Consider the following 22,220-nt stretch of genomic DNA (forward strand, 5'->3'; position numbering starts at 1 on the left):
GAGGCCAGCCTCTCGCGCTCTCCGGGATATTTGTGGACCAAAGATGGGGGCGGCTGAATCGGCCGGCGATCTTGACTCCCCGGCATGGCCCGCTCATGTAGCGCGGGCATCAACAACAAGGCAGGCAGGCGATGGCAGAGAAGAAGGACGGTATCATGGAAACCGTGAAAACGGTGGTCTATGCCCTGTTGATCGCCGGTATTTTCCGCACCCTGTTCTTTCAGCCCTTCTGGATTCCCTCGGGCAGCATGAAGGATACCCTGTTGGTGGGCGATTTCCTTTTCGTCAACAAGATGGCCTATGGCTATTCGCGCTATTCCTGCCCCTTCGCGATCTGCCCGATTTCCGGCCGCATTTTCGGTTCCGAGCCCGAGCGGGGCGATGTGGTGGTGTTCCGCCATCCGGTGACGGGCAGCGATTTCATCAAGCGGCTGATCGGCCTGCCGGGCGACAGCGTCCAGGTGCAGGACGGTGTGTTGTTCATCAACGGCGAGGAAGCGGTGCAGACCCCCGATGGCGTTTTTGCCGAGGAGTTCGAGCAGCAGGGCCCGGTGGGCAACCTGCCCCAGTGCGAGAACGAGGGCGTGGGCATCGGCGGCACCTGCGAGAAATCGAAGTTCAGGGAGACGCTGCCGGGCGGGCCGACTCATTCGATCCTGAACATCCGCGAGTCGCGGCTGGACAATACCCCCGTCTACACGGTGCCCGAGGGGCAGTATTTCTTCATGGGCGACAACCGCGACAACTCGACCGACAGCCGGGTCAGCCAGAACGCCATGGGCGTCGGTTTCGTGCCCTACGAGAACCTGATCGGCCGGGCGGACCGGGTCATGTTCTCGTCCGCGGGCAAGTCGATGCTGTTCTTCTGGACCTGGCGCAGTGACCGGTTCTTCAAGGCGATCGAGTGAAACTTTCCGCCGACCTCCTGGCCTTCAGCCGGCGCCTGGGGCACGATTTCGCCACGCCCGAGCACCTGGTGCGCGCGGTGACCCATGCCTCGATTTCCTCGGCGACCCGGCCCGACAACCAGCGGCTTGAGTTTCTGGGCGACCGGGTTCTGGGCCTTGTGATGGCCGAGGAGGTGCTGAAGGCCGATCCGGATGCGGCCGAGGGCCAGCTTGCCCCGCGCTTCAACGCCCTTGTGCGCAAGGAGACCTGCGCCGCCGTCGCACGCGAGATCGAGCTTGGCACGGTGTTGAAGCTGGGCCGCTCGGAGATGATATCGGGCGGGCGGCGCAAGGAGGCGCTGCTGGGCGACGGGATGGAGGCGGTGATTGCCGCGGTCTATCTGGACGGGGGGATCGACGCCGCGCAGAAGGTGATCCTGCGTCACTGGAAGACCCGCATCGCCAGCGTGGAGGCCGATGCCCGCGACCCCAAGACCAGCCTTCAGGAATGGGCCCAGGCCCGCAAGCTGCCCCCGCCGAAATACGTCGTCGTCTCGCGCGAGGGGCCCGACCATGCGCCGGTCTTCACCATCGAGGCCCGATTGCAGACCGGCGAGGCCGAGCGCGCGCAGGCCACCAGCAAACGTGCCGCCGAACAGGCCGCAGCAAGCGCGATGCTGGCGCGCATGGAGCATCAGACATGAGTGAAGCCGAAACCCGCGCCGGATTTGTCGCCCTGATCGGGGAACCGAACGCCGGAAAATCCACCCTGCTGAACCGCATGGTGGGCGCGAAGATTTCCATCGTGACCCACAAGGTGCAGACCACGCGCGCCCGCATCCGCGGCGTTGCCATCGAGGGGGCGTCGCAGATCGTCTTCGTGGATACGCCGGGGCTGTTCAAGCCGCGCCGCCGCCTGGACCGGGCCATGGTCAAGGCGGCCTGGGGCGGGGCGGGGGATGCCGATATCGTCGTCCTGATGATCGAGGCACAGCGCGGTCTGACCGAAGGCGTCGCCGCCATTCTCGAGAACCTGGCCGAACATACCGAGGGCCGCCGCGTGGTTCTGGCCATCAACAAGATCGACCGGGTCGAGGCGAAGGTTCTTCTGGCGCTGACAAGGAAGCTGAACGAGGCCTTCGCCTTTTCGGAGACCTTCATGATTTCGGCCGAGAAGGGCCATGGGGTCGAGGATCTGCGCCGGTGGCTGGCGGCGGAACTGCCTGTCGGGCCCTGGCTGTACCCCGAAGACCAGATCGCCGACCTGCCCATGCGGATGATCGCGGCCGAGATGACCCGCGAAAAGCTGACCCTGCGCCTTCACCAGGAACTGCCCTACGAGCTGACCGTCGAGACCGAGAGCTGGGACGAGAAGAAGGATGGCTCGGCCCGGATCGAACAGCTGATCTATGTGCAGCGCGACGGCCACAAGGGCATCATTCTTGGCAAGGGCGGCGAGACGATCAAGGCCGTGTCACAGGCCGCCCGCGCCGAGCTCGAGACGTTCCTGGGGCGCAAGGTGCACCTGTTCCTTCAGGTCAAGGTGCGGCCCGGCTGGCTGGACGAGGCGGCGCGGTATTCCGAGATCGGACTTGATTTCAAGGACGGCGACTGAGGCGCGCGCCAGGAGAGGCTGACATGCGGCTGACGGCGGATTTCTGGGTGGCGGCTTATCTGGCGCGGCTGCGTCTGGCCGATATCCCCGCCTTCGTGGTGGCCCATGGCGACGACACGGCAGGCGCGGTCCTGGTCAAGCTGAACACGCTGGACGGTCAGGCGCGGGTGTTCCAGCGCCAGTTCGACATGATGAGTGACACCCGCCATTGGGCCGTCCTGACCGAGGGCGCCGAACCCGAGGTCGATGCCGCCATCGCCCGCCAACGCGGCTTTGATTCCGATCTCTGGGTGATCGAGGTCGAGGATCGCGCCGGGCGGCATCTTCTCGATGAACCGGGGCTTGGCGGCTGAGATGGAGTGGCGCGACCAGGGGGTTCTTCTGACCGTGCGCCGCCACGGCGAATCCTCGGCCATCATCGAGGTGTTCACCACCGCCCACGGGCGCCATGCCGGGGTGGTGCGCGGCGGGGCAGGGCGGCGCATGTCGCCCATCCTGCAACCGGGCGCCCAGCTTGACCTGACCTGGCGCGCGCGGCTTGAAGATCACTTGGGCGCCTTCACCGTCGAACCCCTGGCCAGCCGGGCCGCCCTGATGGCGGGGCGCCTGCCCCTGGCCGGACTGAACGCCATCACCGCGCTTCTGTCGTTCTGTCTCCCCGAACGCGAAAGCCACCCTCTGCTCTATGCTCGCTCGATCGCGCTGCTGGACCTTTTGGGCGACAACGACGACTGGCCGCTGGCCTATCTGCACTGGGAACAGGCCCTGCTTGAGGAAACGGGTTTCGGGCTTGATCTGACCAGCTGCGCCGCCACGGGCAGTTTCGATGACCTGGCCTATGTCTCGCCGCGCACGGGGCGGGCGGTCAGCCGTCAGGGCGCGGGCGAATGGGCCGACCGTCTTTTGCCGTTGCCGCTGTGCATGCTGGGGCAGGGCACGGCATCGGCGGGCGAGTTGCAGGAGGGGCTGCGCACCACCGGCCATTTCCTTGAAACGCATCTGGCACCCTCCCTTGGCAACCGCCCGCTACCGGCGGCACGCCAAAGGCTGATCGACCTGTTCCGCCGTCATTTCTGAGCGCGGAACACCATCTCGCGCGCGTCGCCGTCGCTCAGGATCACGACCGTGCCGGTGGCCTCGATCAGGGTCATGGCGCGCAGGGCGTCGAAAAACGCGGTTTCGGCGGCCTGTTCAGGGCAGGCCCGGCGGGTGCTGAGGATCGGGCCGATCTTCACCCAAGGATAGGGTTCGGTCTGCGGCGCCGACCAGCGGTTGCAGGGCGCCTTGCCCAGAACCTTGCCTTCGCCCGGAAAGCTGATGGTTGCGGTTGCCGGAAAATCCTTGCCGGCAATGCTCTCAAGGCGGAATTCGGTGTCGGGATCGACGAAAGCCGAAATGGTTTCGTCAGAGGCGGCGCAGGCGCCCAGAAGGGCGAGGATCATGAGGTGTTTCATGGCGTCGGGATGCCAAGCGGCGGCGTGAAAGGCAAGTGGTGCCGTGGTGCCCCTTGGCAAGAATACGCCCGCCCACGGCCATCCATCATCACCCCAGCAGGCGCCGGGCGATCACCTGTGCCTGGATCTCGGCGGCCCCTTCGAAGATGCTCAGGATTCGCGCATCGCAGAGGATGCGCGAGATCGGGTATTCCAGCGCAAAGCCGTTGCCGCCATGGATCTGCAATCCATTGTCGGCGGCGGCCCAGGCGACACGCGCCCCCAGCAGTTTCGCCATTCCCGCCTCAAGATCACACCGTTTGCCCGCATCCTTCTGGCGGGCGCTGAAATAGGTCAGCTGCCGCGCAACCATGATTTCAACGGCCATCATCGCCAGTTTGCCCGACACGCGCGGAAAGTCGATCAGCGCCTTGCCGAACTGCTTGCGGTCCTGCGCATAGGCAAGCGAGACATCCAGCGCCGATTGCGCCACGCCGATGGCGCGCGCGGCGGTCTGGATGCGGGCGCTTTCGAAGGTTTCCATCAACTGCTTGAACCCCTGGCCGGTTTCCCCACCCAGCAGGTTGTCGCCCGCCACCGTGAAACCGTCGAAGGCCAGTTCGTATTCCTTCATCCCCCGGTAGCCCAACACGCCGATTTCGCCACCGCTCATCCCCGGGGTGGGGAAGGGGGCCGCGTCGTCCCCCGGCGTCTTTTCGGCCAGGAACATCGACAGCCCCCGGTAATCGCTGGTGGCGGGGTCGGTGCGGGCCAGCAGCGTCATCATATGGGTGCGGGCGGCATGGGTGATCCAGGTCTTGTTGCCGGTGATCCGCCAATCCGCGCCATCGCGCACCGCGCGGGTGCGCAACGCCCCGAGGTCCGAGCCGGTGTTGGGTTCGGTGAAGACCGCCGTCGGCAGGATCTCACCGCTGGCCAGCCCGGGCAGCCATTTCTCCTTCTGCGCCTCGGTGCCACCACAGAGGATCAGTTCGGCCGCGATCTCGCTTCGGGTGCCAAGGGAGCCGACACCGATATACCCGCGCGAAAGCTCTTCGCTCACCACGCACATGCTGGCCTTGGACAGGCCAAGCCCGCCATATTCCTCGGGAATGGTCAGGCCGAAGACCCCCAGGCCGGCCATCTCGGTGATGATCTCCATGGGGATCAGGCTGTCGGTCAGGTGCCAGCCATGGGCATGGGGGGCGACACGTTCCTGCGAAAAGCGGCGGAACTGGTCGCGGATCATCTCAAGCTCGTCGTCCAGGCCCGTCGCCCCCAGGGTGCTGCGCGCGGTCTGGTCCTGCATCAGCGCCACAAGCCGGCTGCGGGCGGCCTGGGTGTTGCCATCCCGGGTCAGGGCCATCACCGCGGGCACCATCAGCGCGCGCTGGTCCTCCTGCGACAGCCCGATATCCTGCGGGCGCAGCATTTCGCCCTGCGACATGGGCAGGCCGCCATAGACCTGCCAGAGGTATTCGCCAAAGGCGATCTGAAGGATCAACTGCTCGGTTTCCCCGAACCGCCCCTCCCCCTGAAGGGCAAGCGCCCAGCCCTGCATCTGGCGCAGCGCCTGGGCATAGGTGGCCAGCCAGGCCAGCCCGTGCGCCGCGACCTGATGGGTTTCGATCAGCGGGCCCGAGACCTTGCCACCGGCCATGACCTTGCCGCGCAGGGTTTCGGTCGCCTTGGCGATCAGGGCGTCCAGGGCGGTCAGCGCCTCTTCGCACAGGGCCGGAAGGTCCTCCAGAAGTGGCTGATCGGGCGTTGCGGTCATCTGGTCGGCATCTCGGGGCATCGGGGTCTCCGTCGCTGTGCAGTTGCAGCAATTGATAGGGTGGAATGCAGCGTGGCGCAATATAATTTCACCAGCGCCATAATTTACGAACATAAATGATCGGGTGGAAGGCCGTTGGCCCCCGCAGCCGACTGCGATAGAGAGGAGCGATGCGCAAGCCGGAGGCCGGACATGGATGAATTATCGCTTGCCGTCTGGGCGGCGATCTGCGGGGTGGCGGTTCTGGCGGGTTTCGTCAAGGGTGCGGTCGGCTTCGCGATGCCGACGATCATGATCTCCCTGCTCGGGTCGGTCCTGCCGCCCGACCGGGCGCTGGCGGCGCTGATCCTGCCCACGCTCTGCGCGAACGGCTGGCAGGCCCTGCGCGGCGGTTTGCCCGGCGCGCTGGCTTCGGCCCGGTTGCACTGGCGCTTCATTGCCATGGTCATGATCTTCATCGCCCTTTCGGCGCAGATGGTGTCGCTACTGCCGACACGGGTGCTTTACCTGGTCCTCGGGGGGCCGATCATCCTTTTCGCCCTGGTGCAGCTTGCGGGCTGGACCCTGCGCATCGCGCCGCAATGGCGGGGCCGCGCCGAGCTGGGCATAGGTGCCTTTGCGGGCGCCATTGGCGGTGTCTCGGGGGTCTGGGGGCCGCCGACAGTGATGTATCTAACCGCGCTGGAAACCCCGAAGGTGGAACACATCCGGGTGCAGGGTGTGGTCTATGGCCTGGGGGCGGTGATGCTGCTGGGGGCGCATGTCCGCTCGGGCATCCTGAACGCCGAAACCCTGCCGCTGTCGCTGTTCATGCTGGTCCCCGCCGGGATCGGCCTGATGCTGGGCTTTCTCGCGCAGGACCGGCTGGATCAGGTGCGGTTCAAGAGGATGACCCTGATCGTGCTGGTGCTGGCCGGCGCAAACCTGCTGCGCCGCGGCCTGCTGGGATAGGGGCGCCCCGTCGCGGAAGCGTACGACGCGCCCCTCTTTCTTGCCCGAAATACTCCCGCCGGAGGCCGGCGCCGCAAGGCGCCGATCCGGGGTTTGCGGCCATTTCAGCCGATGGCGATGGCGCGCACGTCGTCGTCGATGTGATCGGCATACTGGGTGAAGTTGTCCGAGAACATCGCCACCAGCTTGGCCGCCTGCCGGTCATAGCTTTCGGGGTTGTCCCAGGTGCGGCGCGGGTCCAGCAGGATGTCGGGCACGCCGCTGACCTCGGTGGGCACCTCGAAGCCGAAGTTCTTGTCCTTGCGGAAGGGGGCCTGTTCCAGGCTGCCGTCCAGCGCGGCCGACAGAAGCGCGCGGGTGGCCTTGATGGGCATGCGCGATCCGGTGCCATAGGCGCCGCCGGTCCAGCCGGTGTTCACCAGCCAGCAGGTGGCGCCGTGCTTGGCGATTTTCGCCTTCAGCAATTCGCCGTAAACCTCGGGGCGGCGGGGCATGAAGGGTGCACCGAAGCAGGTGGAGAAGGTCGGCTCGGGCTCGGTCACGCCGCGCTCGGTGCCGGCAACCTTCGAGGTGAAGCCCGACAGGAAGTGGTACATCGCCTGGGCCGGGGTCAGCCGCGCGATGGGGGGCAGGACGCCGAAGGCATCGCAGGTCAGCATGATGATGTTCTTGGGGTGGCCGCCCAGCGCGCTTTGCGAGGCGTTCGAGATATAGTGCAGCGGATAGGCGCAGCGCATGTTCGCGGTCAGGCTGTCGTCCTCGAAATCCAGCTCCTTGGTTTCGGGGTCGTAAACCATGTTCTCGATCACGGTGGCGAATTTCTCGGTGGTGGCGAAGATCTCGGGCTCGGCCTCGGGCGAGAGGTTGATCGTCTTGGCATAGCAGCCCCCTTCGAAGTTGAAGGTGCCGCGGTCCGACCAGCCGTGTTCGTCATCCCCGATCAGGGTGCGGGCCGGATCGGCCGAAAGCGTCGTCTTGCCGGTGCCCGAGAGGCCGAAGAAAACCGCCGTGTCCACCGGGTTGCCGGGCGCGTGGTTGGCGCTGCAATGCATCGGCATGATCCCCTTGGCGGGCAGCATGTAGTTCAACAGGGTGAAGACCGATTTCTTGTTCTCGCCGGCATATTCGGTGCCCGCGATCAGGATCAGCTTGCGATCGAAGTTCAGCGTGATCACCGTGCCCGAGCGGCAGCCGTGACGCTCGGGGGTGGCGGTGAAGCTGGGGCAGTTGATGATCGTGAAATCGGCGGTGAAATCGTCAAGATCATCCCGTTCGGGGCGGCGCAGCAGGGTGCGGATGAACAGCGAATGCCACGCCAGTTCCGTCACGACCCGCACATCCAGACGATGCGCCGGATCGGCCCCGCCATAAAGATCCTGCACGAAATAATCGCGCCCCTTCATATGCTCCAGCATGTCGTCATACAGCCGGTCAAAGGCATCGGCGGCCATGGCGGCGTTGTTTTCCCACCAGATCGTATCTTCGGTGGTGGCACTGCGCACCACATGCTTGTCCTTGGGCGAACGGCCCGTGAACTTGCCGGTGGTCACCAGAAGCGTGCCGCCGCGCCCCAGTTCGCCCTCCTTGCGGGTCAGGGCGTGGGTCATCAGGTCGGGCTCGGGCAGGTTGTAATAGACGTTGCCCAGACCGTTGATTCCCTGCTGTTCCAACGTTTGTGCCGGATTGACCCGTCCTGTGCCCATGGTGCCGTTCTCCTGTAAGATCCATGATGCGGGGGCTGTTGCCTGTCTCCCCCGCCCGGGAAAAGGGAGAACATTTGTCGCCCGGGGCGCGCAAGTGTTTAGCGCAACCAGTTCCGGGTTTAGCGCAACCATGGCGCGCCGGGGGTTTTCCACAGCCCGGCGAACACCGCCAACGAAGGGAAAAGTGAGACAATTTAGTCATTCCTAAGACCTTCGGGGCCAAATTGTGGCGCCGATACTGGCCTGATTCGCACTTAATTGTTGATTCTGGGACACCGAGACAGGATTATGTTTGCAAAACAACAGAACAATAATCGAGCAGCACAAGGAAAACCTATGTCGAGGATCGCATTGGTGGACGACGACAGGAACATCCTGACGTCCGTGTCCATGACTCTTGAGGCCGAGGGTTTCGAGGTTGAAACCTACAACGACGGGCAGGCCGCGCTGGATGCCTTCAACAAAAGACTGCCGGACATGGCCGTGTTCGACATCAAGATGCCGCGCATGGACGGGATGGACCTGTTGCAGCGCGTGCGCCAGAAAACCGCGATGCCCGTGATCTTCCTGACCTCGAAGGACGACGAGATCGACGAGGTTCTGGGCCTGCGCATGGGCGCCGACGACTATGTGAAAAAGCCGTTTTCCCAGCGTCTTCTGGTGGAACGCATCCGCGCCCTGCTGCGCCGCCAGGAGGTGATCTCGGGCGATGACGTGACCGAGGCCGAGGCAAGCCAGGTCATGCAGCGCGGCGAATTGTCGATGGACCCGCTGCGCCATGCGGTGGTCTGGAAGGGCAAGGACGTATCGCTGACCGTGACCGAGTTCCTGCTGCTTCAGGCGCTGGCACAGCGCCCCGGTTTCGTGAAGTCGCGCGATCAGCTGATGGACGTGGCCTATGACGATCAGGTCTATGTCGACGACCGCACCATCGACAGCCATATCAAGCGGTTGCGCAAGAAGATGCGCAGCGTCGACAACGATTTCTCGGCTATCGAAACGCTTTACGGTATCGGCTACCGCTACAACGAAGAGTAAGCAATGACGATGGCGTCGGGGATCGAGGTGGGCAAGGCAGGCAAGCAGCGCGGCGTTGTTCTGGGCGAGGACTGGACCAGCCCCGGCGCGGCCGTGGAGCAGGAGTTGCGCGATCGCCGCCAGAAACGCGGCCTGATCTCGATCAACCGTTCGCCGCTGGCGCGCAAGATCATCACCTTCAACCTGCTGGCGATCCTGGTTCTGGTGGCGGGGGTGCTTTATCTGAACCCCTTCCGCGACAGCCTTGTCGTGCAGCGCGAGGCATCCCTGGTCACCGAGGCCGGGCTGGTGGCCGATGTCTTTGCCGCGCGCATGGCCCGCGATGGCACGCCTGATACCGAAGCGGTGCTGGGCGATCTGAGCTTTGCCAATTCGAACGAGATTTTCGTCTATGACGCCACCGGTGCGCTGATTGGCTCCACCATAGGGATCGAACGGACACGGCCCGAAACCTTCGCCCAGATCGACGCCGGGGAAGGGCGCACGATCATCACCGATTTCCTGAATTCCATCTGGGAAGGGCTTTCCGCCGTTTTCGCCGCGCGCAACGGCGATACCCCCGCCGCCGATTTCGAGGCGCAGGCCCGCCCCCTTGTCGAACGGACGCTGAGCGGAGCCGCCCAGGTGAACACCGGGGTCGATGCCAATGGCGGGGCGGTGTTCGCCGTCACCAGCCCGATCCGCCAGGGCGGCGATGTGGTGGGCGTGGTGGCCATCACCAGCGCCGCGGGCGAGATTGACCGCCTGGTGCGCGAAGAGCGCGAACAGGTGCTGCAGATGTTCGTCATCGCCATCCTTGTTTCCATCGGGCTGAGCCTGGTTCTGGCCTCGACCATTGCCAATCCCCTGTCCGATCTGGCGGCGGCGGCGGAAATCGGGCGTGACCGCAATTCGAAAACGGTCAAGCCCAGCCGCGTGCGCATTCCCGATCTGACGGCCCGCCCGGATGAGATTGGCCGCCTGTCCGGTGCCCTGCGCGGCATGGTCGCCGCACTTTACGACCGGATCGATGCGAATGAACAGTTCGCCGCCGATGTCGCCCACGAAATCAAGAACCCGCTGGCCTCGTTGCGCTCGGCGGTGGGCAGCCTGCGGTTCGTCAAGAAAGACGAACAGCGCGAACGCCTTCTGGACGTGATCGACCATGACGTGCGCCGCCTTGACCGTCTGGTCAGCGACATTTCCAACGCCTCGCGGCTGGACAGCGAGCTGGTCAAGGAAGAGGAAGAAAGCTTCGATCTTCTGAACATGCTGGGCAACCTGACCGAGTATCTGGGCCAGGATGCCAAGAGCAAGGGGGTCGAGTTCATCTCGGACCTGCCGACCGATCCGATCATCATCGACGGGCTGGAAAGCCGGCTGGCGCAGGTCTTCGTGAACCTGATCACCAATGCCGTTTCCTTCTGCGAAGACGGCGACGCCATCCGCGTCTGGGCCCGCAAGCGTGAAAACCGGGTGCTGATCGTGGTCGAGGATACCGGCCCCGGCATCCCCGAATCGGCGCTGAGCAAGGTGTTCAACCGCTTCTATTCCGAACGCCCGGAAGGTCAGTTCGGCAACAACTCGGGCCTCGGCCTCGCCATCTCCAAGCAGATCGTCGAGGCTCATGGCGGCGTGATCTGGGCCGAGAACATCCGCCCGACCGATGCCGACGTCACCTCGGATCCGCTGGGCGCGCGCTTTGTCGTGGGTCTGCCGGTGTGACACCGGCACCGGACGGCGGAACGGCCGTTGTCCATGGCACGACCGTGGCCCTGAACGGGCATGCCGTGCTGATCACGGGCGCGGCCGGGTCGGGCAAATCTGCGCTGGCGCTGTGGATGATGGCCTTCGGCTGTCATCTTGTCGCCGATGACCGGACCGAGGTTTCGCTGCGCCACGGCCAGCTTTACGCCCGCGCCCCCAATAGCCTTCCCCCTCTGATCGAAGCGCGGGGTATCGGCCTTCTGCCCGCCACGCTTGCAGGGGGCAGCCGGTTGATCGTCGTTGCCGACCTTGATATCGGGCCCACCGACCGCCTGCCGCCGCCGCGCGCCACGACGCTTGTCGGGTGCGAAATTCCGCTTGTTGCGGGGCAGGGTTGTGCGCATCTTGCGCCCGCGTTGCTGCAAATTCTGAAAACCGGACAGGTGCCGTCTCATGACTGACTCCCGCTCTCCGATCCCGCCCGATGGCCCTGCGCGGATCGTCCTGATCACCGGCCCCTCGGGGGCGGGGCGGTCGACCGCGATCAACGCGCTCGAGGACATGGGGTTCGAGGCGATCGACAACCTGCCTCTCTCGCTGCTGCCCCGGCTTCTGGACGGCGCGCCGCCCAGCCGCCCCTTGGCGCTGGGGCTGGATGCCCGCAACCGCGACTTTTCAACCAGTGGCCTGATCGAGGTGATCGATCGGATCGCGGCCACCCCGGGCCTCAGGGCCGACGTGCTGTTCCTGGATGCCAGCGCCGAGGTGCTGCAGCGGCGCTATTCCGAAACCCGCCGCCGCCACCCCCTGGCCCCCGCTGAAACCCCCGAGGTCGGGATCGCCCGCGAGGCCGATCTTCTGGCGCCGATCCGGGCGCGTTCGGACATCGTGATCGACACCTCGGAACTAAGCCCCCATGACCTGCGGGCGGAACTGGCCATGTGGTTCGACGGCGCCTCGGGTAGCGGGCTGGCGGTTTCGGTCCAGTCGTTCTCCTACAAGCGCGGTCTGCCGCGAGGGGTGGACATGGTGTTTGACGTGCGCTTCCTGCGCAATCCCTACTGGGAGCCCGAGCTGCGCCCCCTGAACGGGACCGACCCCGCCGTCGCCGCCTATGTGGCGGGCGATCCGCTTTATGGCGAGGTTTTCGCCCGGGTGCGCGACCTGCTGCTGACGCTGTTGCCTGCCTACCGCGAAGAGGGTAAGACGCACCTTGCGATTGGCTTCGGGTGTACGGGGGGGCAGCACCGGTCGGTCGCGGTGGCCGAGCATATGGCGAAAGCCCTTGCAGAGGCAGATTGGCAGGTGTCAACTCGGCACCGGGAAATGGAGCGACGGGCCGCTCTTACGACGGGCACCAGACAGGTTTGACGTCGCGGACCGCAGAAAACCGGCCAACGTGGGGCCGGGAATGGGGTGTATTCGGTTGATCGGCATCGTGATCGTTGCACATGGCGGGCTTGCGGCCGAGTTTCTGGCTGCCGTCGAACATGTGGTGGGCAAGCAGACCGGCATGATGGCCATTTCGATCGGCCCGAACGACGACCGCAGCGCCAAGCAGGATGAAATCTGTGCCGCCGCCGACGATGTGGATGTCGGCGATGGCGTGGTCGTCGCGACCGACATGTTCGGCGGATCGCCCAGCAACCTTTCCCTTTGCGCCTGCCGCCCGGTCGACCGGCAAATCATCTACGGAGCGAACCTGCCGATGCTGATCAAGCTGGCCAAGTCACGCCAGCAATCGGTGCCCGATGCCGTGCGCATGGCGCTGACGGCGGGGCGAAAATACATTGATGCTTTCGACGTGCCCGGGGAGGACACAGAATGACCGCGACCGTAACCCGCAAGCTGAAGATCGTGAACGAGAAGGGGCTGCATGCGCGCGCCTCGGCCCGTCTGGTCGAAGTCGTCGAACAGCATGACGCCCGCGCCGCCGTTTCCAAGGACGGGCTGAGCGCGGCCGGCGACAGCATCATGGGGCTTTTGATGTTGGCAGCTTCCAGGGGAACCTATATCGAGGTTCAGACCAGCGGCCCCGAGGCAGATCAACTGGCCGATGCGATAGAAACACTTGTGGCCAGCCGCTTTGGGGAAGACATGTAGCGCCCCGGCGAGGGCCGGGAAAGGCGCCGCAGGGTGGCACATCCTCCGACAGACCGCAGCCTGAGCGACAGCGACGCCGCGCCGATGGTGCGCCCCGGCGTGGGGCAGGGCGATGGCGGCAACCTGGCCGATCAGCCCTATGACCGGCGCCGCCTGTCCTATGCGGGCACCTTCACCAATCCCTGGCAGTCGCGCACCATCCAGACCATGGAGTTTCTGACCGGCAAACTGCGCCTGCTGCGCCTGATTCGCCGGTTCGAGGCGATGGGCGTGCCCCATGGCCAGGGTTTCTGGGCCCAGGCCCTTGACGTCATGGGCATCGACCTTGCTACGCCGCGCGGCGAGATTTCCCGCATCCCGGCCACCGGCCCGCTGGTCATCACCGCCAACCACCCGCACGGACTGGTCGATGGCATGGTCCTGGCCGAACTGGTGGGCCGGGTGCGCCAAGACTACAAGATCCTCACCCGGTCGCTGTTGACCGGGGTGGGCGAGATCGAACAGTTCATGATCCCGGTGCCCTTCCCCCACGAGGCGGATTCGCTTCAGCAGAACCTGGCGATGCGCAAGCGGGCCATGGCCCATCTTGCCGATGGCGGGGTGATCGTGCTGTTCCCCTCGGGCGTCGTCGCCTCTTCGGCCTCGCTTTTCGGTCCGGCGGTCGAGGCCGAGTGGAACCCCTTTACCGCCAAGATGATCGCGCGCTCGGGGGCGACGGTGGTGCCGGTCTATTTTCCGGGGCAGAATTCGCGCTGGTACCAGATGGCAAACCGGGTTTCGGCCACCCTGCGCCAAGGGCTTTTACTGCACGAGGTGGTGCATGCGCTGAACAAGCCCCAGGCGCCGCGCGTGGGCCTGCCGATTTCGCCCGAAGAAATGCAGCCCTTCGCGGCAAGGCCCCGGCAGTTCATGGCCTGGCTGCGCGAACGCACGCTGGCCCTGCGCGACGGCGGCTGATTTGCCGTCGGTGCAGGCCTTTTACAGAAGTAGGTGACCACGCCGCCGCAGCCTGCGAAACCGCAGCACGCTGGCGCGCGTCAATCCGTCAGCGCCGACGGTCGCGGCGCGAACTCATCGGTTGGAAAGCGACGCCGACATGGGCCTCGCAATAGGGTTTACCAGCCTGGGTCGCGAGGCCGCAGAACCAGAAATCGTCGGTTGCCGGATCGCCCACGGGCCATTTGCAGGTGCGCTCGGTCAGCTCCATGAGGCTGATCTTCTTGCTGGTCTTTTCCACCTCGCGCACGCTGGCCAGGGCCTCGGGCGAAATCTCGTTGGCCGAGGGCTGCGGCGGCAGCGGCTGACCGGCGGGAATGATCGCGCGGCGGATCGGCGTGACGCTGGCAGGGGCGGGCGTCGGCTCGGGCTCTTCCGCCTTGGGGGCGGGCGACGGTTCGGGCGCGGCGGCCGTCTCGGGCGCGGGGGCCGGTTTGCTGGCGGCCTCGGGCTGGGCGGCTTCCGCCGGCTCGGGCTTGACCGGTGCGGCGGCGGTGCGGTTGGACAGCCCAAGGCGATGCACCTTTCCGATCACCGCGTTGCGGGTCACGCCGCCCAGTTCCTTGGCGATCTGGCTTGCGGACTGGCCTTCGCCCCACATCTTCTTCAAAGTCTCGACGCGTTCATCGGTCCAGGACATGGCGGCTCCTTGGTGGCAGGGATGTCGGGGCGCGGATAGCGTGGTGATACAGGGGCGCCCGGTGTTCGGGTAGGTTTCTATTTTAATCACCCGCGCGGCGGATACAAGGCATGGTGGTGTCTGGCGGCCTAACGCGGCAGAACGGCGGCCCTGCGGCGCCGGTCGCGGGTGGCCAGAACCACGCCCCCCGCCACGATGACACCGGCCCCCAGAAACGAAACCCCGTCGGGAATCACGTCGTAGATGGCAAAATCGTACAGCGTGGCAAACAACAGCGTGCCATAGCTGAAGGGCGCCACGAAACTGGCCTCGGCGCGGGCCATGGCGTTGATGAACAGCGTCTGCGCACAGGCCATCAGCATGCCGATGGCGGCAAGGGCGATCCACTGTTGCAGGTTGGGCATCTGCCAGAAGGCCAGTACCGCGAGGGTGGAAATGCCAAGGCCGATCGCGTTGTTGATCAGCAGGATCTGGAACGGCGCTTCCTTGCCGCTCAGCCGCTTGATGCAGACGATCTCGACCCCCATGATCGCCGCGGCCCCCAGCGCCAGAAGGGCGCCGGGCTGGATCACCCCTGCGCCGGGGCGCAGCAGGATCACCGCGCCGACAAAGGCGATGCCCGCAGCACTCCACCGCACCGGGCCCACCTTTTCCCCCAGCAGGGGGATGGCCAGCACCATGGCGAAGACCGGGTTCAGAAAGGAAATCGCGGTGGCGTCCGACAGCGGGATGAAAGCCACCGCCGCGAACATCAGCGTCACGCCGCCCCAGCCGAACAGCGACCGTGCGGTGTGCAGCGGCAGATCGGGCGCTTCGATCCGGGGGCGCACCACGGCGGCAATGCTCAGCAGTGCCAGGAAGGCAAAGAGAAACCGCCCGTTGCTCACCTGAAGCGGATGGAGCGGCGCCCCCAGGCTGCCGGTGCCGATCGCCTTGGCCAGAACGGTTGTCCCGGCGATAAAGGCGGTGGCCATCAGCATCAGGGCAACGGCAAGGGCGGGGTTGGGGGTGCGCGGTATCATCCGCGATGTCTGCGCCGCCGCGCGCCCGGGGGCAAGGGGCGAAGTTTGCGCTTCACAAGCCGCGGTGGCGCCGCTATGCAAATGCGCATGAGCCTTTTTGTCCAGATCACCCTCCGACGCCGACGCTGATCCCGATTTTCGGGTGTACTTCGGTGCGCCCTGCGCTCAGACTTTCCGCAAATTGTTGACAGCCCCCTGCCGAACGGCCACCAAAAGGGGCGTCTTGCCTGAAGGATTTATCCGATGATCCCCTCGATTCTGCCGACCTACAACCGTGCGCCCCTGTCCTTCCAGAAGGGCGAAGGCGCCTGGCTGACCGAGGCGGACGGCACCCGATACCTCGATCTTGGGGCAGGCATCGCCGTGAATGCCCTGGGCCACGCCAACCCCGACCTGGTGGCGGCCCTGACCGAACAGGCAAATGCGCTCTGGCATGTCAGCAACCTCTACAACATCCCCGCCCAGCAGAAGCTGGCCGACCTGCTGGTCGAACACACCTTCGCCGACACCGCCTTCTTCACCAACTCGGGGACCGAGGCCTGCGAACTGGCGGTGAAAATGGCGCGCAAGCATTTCCACGATGCCGGGCAGCCGGAAAGAACCGACATCATCACCTTCACCGGCTCGTTCCATGGCCGGTCCTCCGCCGGCATCGCCGCCGCGGCGTCGGAAAAGATGACCAAGGGCTTCGGCCCGCTGCTGCCCGGTTTCGTGAACCTGCCCTTCGGCGATCACGAAGCGCTCAGCAATGCCATCACCGACACCACCGCCGCCATCCTGATCGAACCGATCCAGGGCGAAGGCGGCATCCGCCCGGTGCCCGATCAGTGCCTCAAGGGCCTGCGCGACCGTTGCAACTACCACGGCATCCTGCTGATCTTCGACGAGGTGCAATGCGGCATGGGGCGCACGGGCAAGCTTTTCGCCCATGAATGGGCCGGGATCGCACCGGATATCATGATGGTCGCCAAGGGCATCGGCGGCGGCTTTCCCCTGGGGGCGGTGCTGGCCACCGAAAAGGCCGCCAGCGGCATGACCGCCGGCTCGCACGGGTCCACCTATGGCGGCAACCCGCTGGCCTGCGCCGTGGGCGCCCGGGTGATGGAGATCATGACCGACCCGGCCTTCCTCCCCGAGGTGAACCGCAAGGCGGGCCTGCTGCGCCAGGGGCTTGAATCCCTCGTGGCCTCGCACCCCGGCGTCTTCGAGGCGGTGCGCGGCAACGGGCTGATGCTGGGCCTGAAATGCATCGCAGCCAACACCGACGTGGTGGCCGCCGGCTATGGTGAGCACCTGCTGACCGTGCCCGCCGCCGACAACGTGGTGCGTCTGCTTCCGCCGCTCACCCTGACCGATGCCGACATCTCCGAGGCGCTGGCGCGTCTCGATCGCGCGGCCGCCAAGGTGCAGGCCTCCGAGTCCTGAGCCACCCCTCCCATCTTTGGTCCAAAAATATCCTCGGGGGTCCGGGGGCAGAAAGCCCCCGGCGCTCTCCACCAGGAGACATCGCATGACACATTTTCTCGACATCCACACGACCGACCCGGCCGCCCTGCGGCAGATCATCGATTCGGCGCAGGCCATGAAATCGGCGCGCAACGGCCAGCTGCGCGGCGCACCCGATGACGAACAGCCCCTGGCGAACCACATGGTGGCGCTGATCTTCGAGAAACCCTCGACGCGCACGCGCGTCAGCTTCGATGTCGGGGTGCGCCAGATGGGCGGGCAGACCCTGGTGCTTTCGGGGGCCGACATGCAGCTGGGCCATGGCGAAACCATCGCCGATACGGCCCGCGTGCTCAGCCGCTATGTCGATCTGATCATGATCCGCACCTTCGAGGAGCAGACCCTGCTGGACATGGCCGAATATGCCAGCGTGCCGGTAATCAACGGGCTGACCAACACCAGCCACCCCTGCCAGATCATGGCCGACGTGATGACCTTCGAGGAGCACCGCGGCCCGATCAAGGGGCGCAAGGTTGTCTGGTCGGGGGATGGCAACAACGTCTTCGCCAGCTTTGCCCATGCCGCGCAGCAGTTCGATTTCGACCTGGTCTTCACCGGGCCGCCGCCTCTTGACCCCGATCCGGCGCTGGCGGGCATGTATTCCACCGAACGCGATCCGCACAAGGCGGTCGAGGGGGCCGACCTGGTGGTGACGGACACCTGGGTCAGCATGCACGATCCGCAAAGCGCGCGCGAACGCCGCCACAACCAGCTGCGCGGCTACCAGGTGAACGAAGCCCTGATGGCCAGGGCCAACCCCGACGCCCTGTTCATGCACTGCCTGCCCGCCCACCGCGAGGACGAGGCCACCAGTGCCGTCATGGACGGCCCCAATTCGGTGATCTTCGACGAGGCCGAGAACCGCATGCATGCCCAGAAGGCGATCATGCGCTGGTGCCTCGGGGTTTGATCCAAAGGCGCGCTGCGCGCATGCCATTCCCTTGCCGCCCTTCGGGCGGGCGCGCCCCTGCGGGCCAGGGCGCGCGGGGTTGGCCGGGGATGAGTATTTCAGGCAAGAAAGAGGGGGCATTGCCCGTTCCTCGCGCAGTGGAGGTTATTCCTGTGCGGCGGGTTTTGCCTTGAAGGGGGCCAGCAAGGCGCGGGCCCGTTCCTCGGCGCGGCGGACGCGCACGGCGGTAAGATAGGCCTCTTGCAGGGTCTGGGAGGAAGCGCCCAGCACTTCGCCCACCTGGTTGACGATGGTGGTGTCGCCGCTGGTTTCGGCGGCGGCCAGCGCTTCGAGGGCGAGTTCGTCGGCGAGGTCTTCGAGAAGCTGCATGTCGTTTCCTTGGTCAACTGCCGCGCGGCTTGGCGCGCAGGGTCGGTTCGGCCTGGCGCGGGTCTTCGGGCCAGGGGTGGCGGGGATAGGCGGCGCGCATGTCCTTGCGCACGTCGGAATAGGAACTGGCCCAGAAGCCGGGCAGGTCCATGGTGGTCTGGACCGGGCGCCTTGCGGGCGACAGCAGCGTGATGCGCAGGGCGCGGCCGGCCACCTTTGGGTGTTGCGTGACGCCGAACATCTCCTGCAGCCGGATTTCGATTTCGGGCGCCTCGCCTGCATAGTCGATGGGGGCCTTGTTGCCCAGGGGCGTGGTGAAATGGGCCGGGGCGACCCGGTCGAGCGTCTGGGCCTGGGTCCAGTCCAGCATGGCGCGCAGGGGCGTGGTGAGATCGAAGGATTTCCAGTCGGCGGCATTGGCCACCTGGGTCAGGTGGGGCAGCAGCCAGTCTTCGATCCCCTCCATCAGGGCGGTTTCGTCCATGTCCGGCAGATCTGCGCCATCCTCGCGCGCCAGGGCGACGCGGGCGCGCAGGCGGTCGGCGGCGGCGGAGAAGGTGAAGCCCAGGTCGCGCACGCCGTCCAGCATGGCGCGGGCGCGTGTTTCGGGCGGGGCGTCCTGCCAGTGGCGGTCATCCAGCACCAGTGCGCCGAACTGCAACTGTTGGCGGGCGATCACCCGGCGGCTGCGCTTGTCCCACCGGCAGACGTTCTGCCAGGTCATGGCGGCGCCGTGGACGGTGTGCAGGTCGGCCTGGCTGATCTCGATGGCCTGGCGGATCTTCGCCTCGCGCGGGTGGCCATCGGTGTCGGTGACCACCAGAAGCCGGGCATTGGCCAGCGGATCTTCGGCGGGCAGGACCGCGCCCTTTCCTCCCGACAGCACGAAGCGCGGATCGTCGCCCTTGCGGCGCAGGGCGATGCGATCGGGAAAGGCGAGCGCGGCCTGCTGCGCCGGGTTGAGCGCGCCTTCGCGACCGGCCAGCCGGGTGAGGCGGCGCTGCTCCTGCTGGACGCGGGCGAGGGTGGGGCGGTCGATCCGGTGGGGAGAGTGGTTCGCGAAGGCGCGCGGATCACGCAGGGCGGCCAGGCGCAGTGACAGATCCACCGGCGCACCGCGCAGAATGTCGCGTTCCGACAAGAGCGCGGCCAGATGTGCCGCCTTTGGTCCCGCCTTTTGCAGCATATGTGCAAGGCGGGGGTGCAGGGGCATCACCGCGAGGGCACGGCCGTGGTCGGTGATCTGGCCGTCCTTCAGCGCGCCAAGGTCGCTGAGCAGGGCCTGCGCCTCGCCGAAGGCGGCTTCGGGTGGCGGGGTGAGAAAGGGCAGGGCCGCAGGGTCGCTGACCCCCCAGAGCGCGAGTTCCAGCACGAGGCCGGCAAGATCGGCGGCTTCGATCTCGGCCGGGGGGAAGGCGGCAAGCGCGCCCTCTTCGCCCCGCGCCCAGAGCCGGAAGCAGACGCCCGGCGCGACCCGTCCGGCACGGCCCCGGCGTTGTTCGGCCTCGGCGCGGGTGACCCGTTCGGTGACAAGGCGCGACATCCCCGAGCCGGGGTCGAACCGGGCGCGGCGGGCGCGACCTCCGTCGATGACCACGCGCACGTCCTCCAGCGTCAGCGAGGTTTCCGCGATGGCGGTGGCCAGCACCAGCTTGCGCCCCTGTTGCGCCGGGGCGATGGCCGCCTGCTGATCGGCGAAGGGCAGCGCGCCGAAGAGGGGGCGGATGGTGACATCGGCGGGCAGGCGACCCGAGAGCGCCCGTTCGGTGCGGCGGATCTCACCCTCGCCGGGCAGGAAGGCCAGCAACCCGCCTTCGGTCTGCGCCACGGCGTCGCAGATCAGGTCGGCCATGGCGGAATCGAACCGCTGCGCCTTGGGCAGGGGGCGGTCGAGCCAGCGGGTTTCAACCGGAAAGGCCCGCCCCTGCGAGGTGATGACCGGAGCGCCGCCCATCAGCCCGGCCACCGGTTCGGCGTCGAGCGTTGCCGACATGACCACCAGCATCAGGTCGTCGCGCAGCGCGCCGCGCACCTCGAGGCACAGGGCCAGCCCCAGGTCGGCATTCAGGGACCGTTCATGAAATTCGTCGAAGATGATGGCGGCAACGCCCGGCAGTTCGGCGTTCGACTGGATCATCCGGGTCAGGATGCCTTCGGTCACGACCTCGATCCGCGTGGCGGGCGACACCTTGCTTTCGCCGCGGATGCGGTAGCCCACGGTCTGGCCCACCGGTTCGCCAAGGGTTTGCGCCATGCGTGCGGCGGCGGCCCGGGCCGCGAGGCGGCGCGGTTCGAGCATCACGATCCGGCCGGACGGGTCGAAGGCGGCCAGCATGGCCAGGGGCACGCGGGTTGTCTTGCCCGCGCCGGGGGGCGCCTGAAGGACGGCCTGATTGCCGGTGCGCAGGGCATCCAGCAGGGCGGGCAGGGCGTCGTCGATGGGCAGGTGCGTCATGGCGCCGTTATCGCGTGCCTTTGGCCCCGATGCCAGAGGTGGCTGGACAAATCCCCGCGCCGCCGGGCAAACCTGTGACGGCAAGGAGGCGCGATGGCTGATCCCGAATCCCTGGCCCGCGGGGTGGCGGCGGGCGAACGGCGGGCGCTGGCCCGTGCGATCACGCTGATCGAAAGCCGCCGGGCCGATCACCGGGCGGCGGCGGGCGCATTGCTGGAGCATCTGGCCCCCGAGGCGCCGCAGGCCCTGCGCATTGGTCTGTCGGGCACGCCGGGGGTGGGCAAATCGACCTTTATCGAGGCCTTCGGCCTGATGCTGTGCGATGCCGGCCTTCGGGTCGCCGTTCTGGCTGTTGATCCCAGTTCGGCGCGTTCGGGCGGGTCGATCCTGGGGGACAAGACCCGCATGGAGAAGCTGAGCCGTCACCCCCGCGCCTTCATCCGCCCCAGCCCCAGCCAGAGCGAGCTGGGCGGCGTGGCCCGGCGCACCCGCGAGGCGGTGAGCCTTTGCGAGGCGGCGGGGTTCGACGTGGTGCTGATTGAAACCGTCGGTGTAGGTCAGAGCGAGGTGATGGTGGCAGAGATGGCCGATCTTTTCGTCCTGTTGCTTGCGCCCGGGGGCGGCGATGAATTGCAGGGGGTCAAGCGCGGGATCATGGAGACCGCCGACATCATCCTGATCAACAAGGCCGATGGCGATCTGGCGGCGACGGCCCGGCGCACCTGCGCCGATTATGCCGGGGCGCTGCGGCTTTTGCGCAAGCGCCCGCAAGACCCCGAGGGGTTCCCGCTGGCCATGCCGGTTTCGGCGGTCGAGGGGGCCGGGCTGGAAAAAGCCTGGGAGAAGATGCAGGCGCTGGCCGACTGGCGGCGCACCCAGGGCCATTGGGACAGGCGGCGTCGCGAACAGGCGCTGCACTGGTTTCACGAAGAGGTGCGCCAGGGCGTGCTGGCCCATCTGCGGGCCGATCCCGCGATGGCCGGGGCCATGGCGCGGCTGGATGGCGAGGTGGCCGATGGAACGCGCCCGCCCTCGTCCGCGGCGGCCGAGATATTGCAGGGCTTGATCGGCAGCAAAACGGGATGAATCGCTTGACGCCCCGATGGCTTGGACGTATGAGCCACGGACG

Annotated in this window: 23 protein-coding genes; 16 read left to right on the plus strand and 7 right to left on the minus strand. The window is 66.5% G+C overall.

From position 1 onward, the window contains the following. Positions 1-131 precede the first annotated feature (131 nt). Genes lepB through recO form a run of 5 tightly spaced genes read left to right on the plus strand, consistent with a single transcriptional unit; the run spans position 132 to position 3,579 of the window. Entirely contained in the window at positions 132-908 is a 777-nt protein-coding gene (gene lepB, locus H7828_RS16505; protein WP_226782161.1) for a signal peptidase I, read from the plus strand. Next, complete coding sequence (gene rnc / locus H7828_RS16510) at positions 905-1,591, plus strand: ribonuclease III (RefSeq protein ID WP_226782162.1); 687 nt, start codon at positions 905-907, stop codon at positions 1,589-1,591. The genes lepB and rnc overlap by 4 nt, the downstream gene beginning before the upstream one ends. Next, the gene (gene era, locus H7828_RS16515; RefSeq protein ID WP_226782163.1) at positions 1,588-2,502 is read left to right on the plus strand and encodes a GTPase Era; all 915 of its coding nucleotides are present in this window, start codon (positions 1,588-1,590) and stop codon (positions 2,500-2,502) included. Before rnc ends, era begins: the two co-directional genes overlap by 4 nt. Positions 2,503-2,525: 23 nt before the next feature. Continuing rightward, complete coding sequence (locus H7828_RS16520; RefSeq protein ID WP_226782164.1) at positions 2,526-2,855, plus strand: DUF1491 family protein; 330 nt, start codon at positions 2,526-2,528, stop codon at positions 2,853-2,855. A gap of 1 nt (position 2,856) precedes the next feature. After that, a complete protein-coding gene (gene recO, locus H7828_RS16525) occupies positions 2,857-3,579 on the plus strand; it encodes a DNA repair protein RecO (RefSeq protein WP_226782165.1) in 723 nt (240 codons plus the stop codon). Here recO and H7828_RS16530 read toward each other — a convergent pair. Further along, a complete protein-coding gene (locus tag H7828_RS16530; protein WP_226782166.1) occupies positions 3,570-3,944 on the minus strand; it encodes an META domain-containing protein in 375 nt (124 codons plus the stop codon). The two genes, recO and H7828_RS16530, sit on opposite strands and share 10 nt — an antisense overlap. Positions 3,945-4,044: 100 nt before the next feature. Further along, the gene (locus H7828_RS16535) at positions 4,045-5,733 is read right to left on the minus strand and encodes an acyl-CoA dehydrogenase family protein (RefSeq protein WP_226782167.1); all 1,689 of its coding nucleotides are present in this window, start codon (positions 5,731-5,733) and stop codon (positions 4,045-4,047) included. 171 nt (positions 5,734-5,904) lie between these two features. Between H7828_RS16535 and H7828_RS16540 the strand changes: the two genes are divergently transcribed. Continuing rightward, a complete protein-coding gene (locus tag H7828_RS16540; protein ID WP_226782168.1) occupies positions 5,905-6,663 on the plus strand; it encodes a sulfite exporter TauE/SafE family protein in 759 nt (252 codons plus the stop codon). A gap of 104 nt (positions 6,664-6,767) precedes the next feature. Here the strand turns inward: H7828_RS16540 and H7828_RS16545 are convergent, their stop codons facing one another. Further along, positions 6,768-8,366: a phosphoenolpyruvate carboxykinase gene (locus H7828_RS16545; protein WP_226782169.1), complete on the minus strand. Its 1,599-nt coding sequence runs from the start codon at positions 8,364-8,366 to the stop codon at positions 6,768-6,770. 336 nt (positions 8,367-8,702) lie between these two features. Between H7828_RS16545 and H7828_RS16550 the strand changes: the two genes are divergently transcribed. The 7 genes from H7828_RS16550 to H7828_RS16580 all read left to right on the plus strand — a co-directional run bounded on the left by H7828_RS16550 (position 8,703) and on the right by H7828_RS16580 (position 14,150). After that, the gene (locus H7828_RS16550; RefSeq protein ID WP_226782170.1) at positions 8,703-9,404 is read left to right on the plus strand and encodes a response regulator transcription factor; all 702 of its coding nucleotides are present in this window, start codon (positions 8,703-8,705) and stop codon (positions 9,402-9,404) included. A 3-nt stretch (positions 9,405-9,407) separates the two neighbouring features. Next, positions 9,408-11,108 (plus strand): sensor histidine kinase, encoded by a 1,701-nt coding sequence (locus H7828_RS16555; RefSeq protein WP_226782171.1) that lies wholly within the window; start codon positions 9,408-9,410, stop codon positions 11,106-11,108. Beyond that, positions 11,105-11,551: an HPr kinase/phosphorylase gene (locus H7828_RS16560; protein WP_226782172.1), complete on the plus strand. Its 447-nt coding sequence runs from the start codon at positions 11,105-11,107 to the stop codon at positions 11,549-11,551. The genes H7828_RS16555 and H7828_RS16560 overlap by 4 nt, the downstream gene beginning before the upstream one ends. Next, positions 11,544-12,461 (plus strand): RNase adapter RapZ, encoded by a 918-nt coding sequence (rapZ, locus tag H7828_RS16565; RefSeq protein WP_226782173.1) that lies wholly within the window; start codon positions 11,544-11,546, stop codon positions 12,459-12,461. The genes H7828_RS16560 and rapZ overlap by 8 nt, the downstream gene beginning before the upstream one ends. A 55-nt stretch (positions 12,462-12,516) precedes the next feature. Further along, complete coding sequence (locus H7828_RS16570) at positions 12,517-12,918, plus strand: PTS sugar transporter subunit IIA (RefSeq protein WP_226782211.1); 402 nt, start codon at positions 12,517-12,519, stop codon at positions 12,916-12,918. Then, positions 12,915-13,193 carry an HPr family phosphocarrier protein gene (locus H7828_RS16575; RefSeq protein ID WP_226782174.1) on the plus strand — a complete coding sequence of 93 codons (279 nt, stop codon included), beginning with the start codon at positions 12,915-12,917 and terminating at the stop codon, positions 13,191-13,193. Before H7828_RS16570 ends, H7828_RS16575 begins: the two co-directional genes overlap by 4 nt. An 84-nt stretch (positions 13,194-13,277) precedes the next feature. Then, the gene (locus H7828_RS16580; protein ID WP_226782212.1) at positions 13,278-14,150 is read left to right on the plus strand and encodes a lysophospholipid acyltransferase family protein; all 873 of its coding nucleotides are present in this window, start codon (positions 13,278-13,280) and stop codon (positions 14,148-14,150) included. Positions 14,151-14,238: 88 nt separating this feature from the next. Here H7828_RS16580 and H7828_RS16585 read toward each other — a convergent pair whose 3' ends face one another. Together H7828_RS16585 and H7828_RS16590 are read right to left on the minus strand one after the other, a co-directional pair. Then, a complete protein-coding gene (locus H7828_RS16585) occupies positions 14,239-14,829 on the minus strand; it encodes a GcrA family cell cycle regulator (protein ID WP_226782175.1) in 591 nt (196 codons plus the stop codon). 128 nt (positions 14,830-14,957) lie between these two features. Next, positions 14,958-15,851 carry a DMT family transporter gene (locus H7828_RS16590; RefSeq protein ID WP_226782176.1) on the minus strand — a complete coding sequence of 298 codons (894 nt, stop codon included), beginning with the start codon at positions 15,849-15,851 and terminating at the stop codon, positions 14,958-14,960. A 243-nt stretch (positions 15,852-16,094) separates the two neighbouring features. Between H7828_RS16590 and H7828_RS16595 the strand changes: the two genes are divergently transcribed. Both H7828_RS16595 and argF read left to right on the plus strand, forming a co-directional pair. Next, on the plus strand, positions 16,095-17,276 hold the full coding sequence (locus tag H7828_RS16595) for an aspartate aminotransferase family protein (RefSeq protein ID WP_226782177.1): 1,182 nt from the start codon (positions 16,095-16,097) through the stop codon (positions 17,274-17,276). 85 nt (positions 17,277-17,361) lie between these two features. Beyond that, entirely contained in the window at positions 17,362-18,267 is a 906-nt protein-coding gene (gene argF / locus H7828_RS16600) for an ornithine carbamoyltransferase (protein WP_226782178.1), read from the plus strand. A gap of 144 nt (positions 18,268-18,411) precedes the next feature. Here the strand turns inward: argF and H7828_RS16605 are convergent, their stop codons facing one another. Together H7828_RS16605 and hrpB are read right to left on the minus strand one after the other, a co-directional pair. Continuing rightward, complete coding sequence (locus H7828_RS16605) at positions 18,412-18,636, minus strand: hypothetical protein (protein ID WP_226782179.1); 225 nt, start codon at positions 18,634-18,636, stop codon at positions 18,412-18,414. A 13-nt stretch (positions 18,637-18,649) separates the two neighbouring features. Beyond that, positions 18,650-21,091 (minus strand): ATP-dependent helicase HrpB, encoded by a 2,442-nt coding sequence (gene hrpB, locus H7828_RS16610; RefSeq protein ID WP_226782180.1) that lies wholly within the window; start codon positions 21,089-21,091, stop codon positions 18,650-18,652. Between the two features lie 93 nt (positions 21,092-21,184). Between hrpB and meaB the strand changes: the two genes are divergently transcribed. After that, the gene (meaB, locus tag H7828_RS16615; RefSeq protein WP_226782181.1) at positions 21,185-22,177 is read left to right on the plus strand and encodes a methylmalonyl Co-A mutase-associated GTPase MeaB; all 993 of its coding nucleotides are present in this window, start codon (positions 21,185-21,187) and stop codon (positions 22,175-22,177) included. Positions 22,178-22,220 lie beyond the last annotated feature (43 nt).

The organism is Oceaniglobus trochenteri (genome assembly GCF_020529025.1).
Classification (GTDB): Bacteria; Pseudomonadota; Alphaproteobacteria; order Rhodobacterales; family Rhodobacteraceae; genus Oceaniglobus; species Oceaniglobus trochenteri.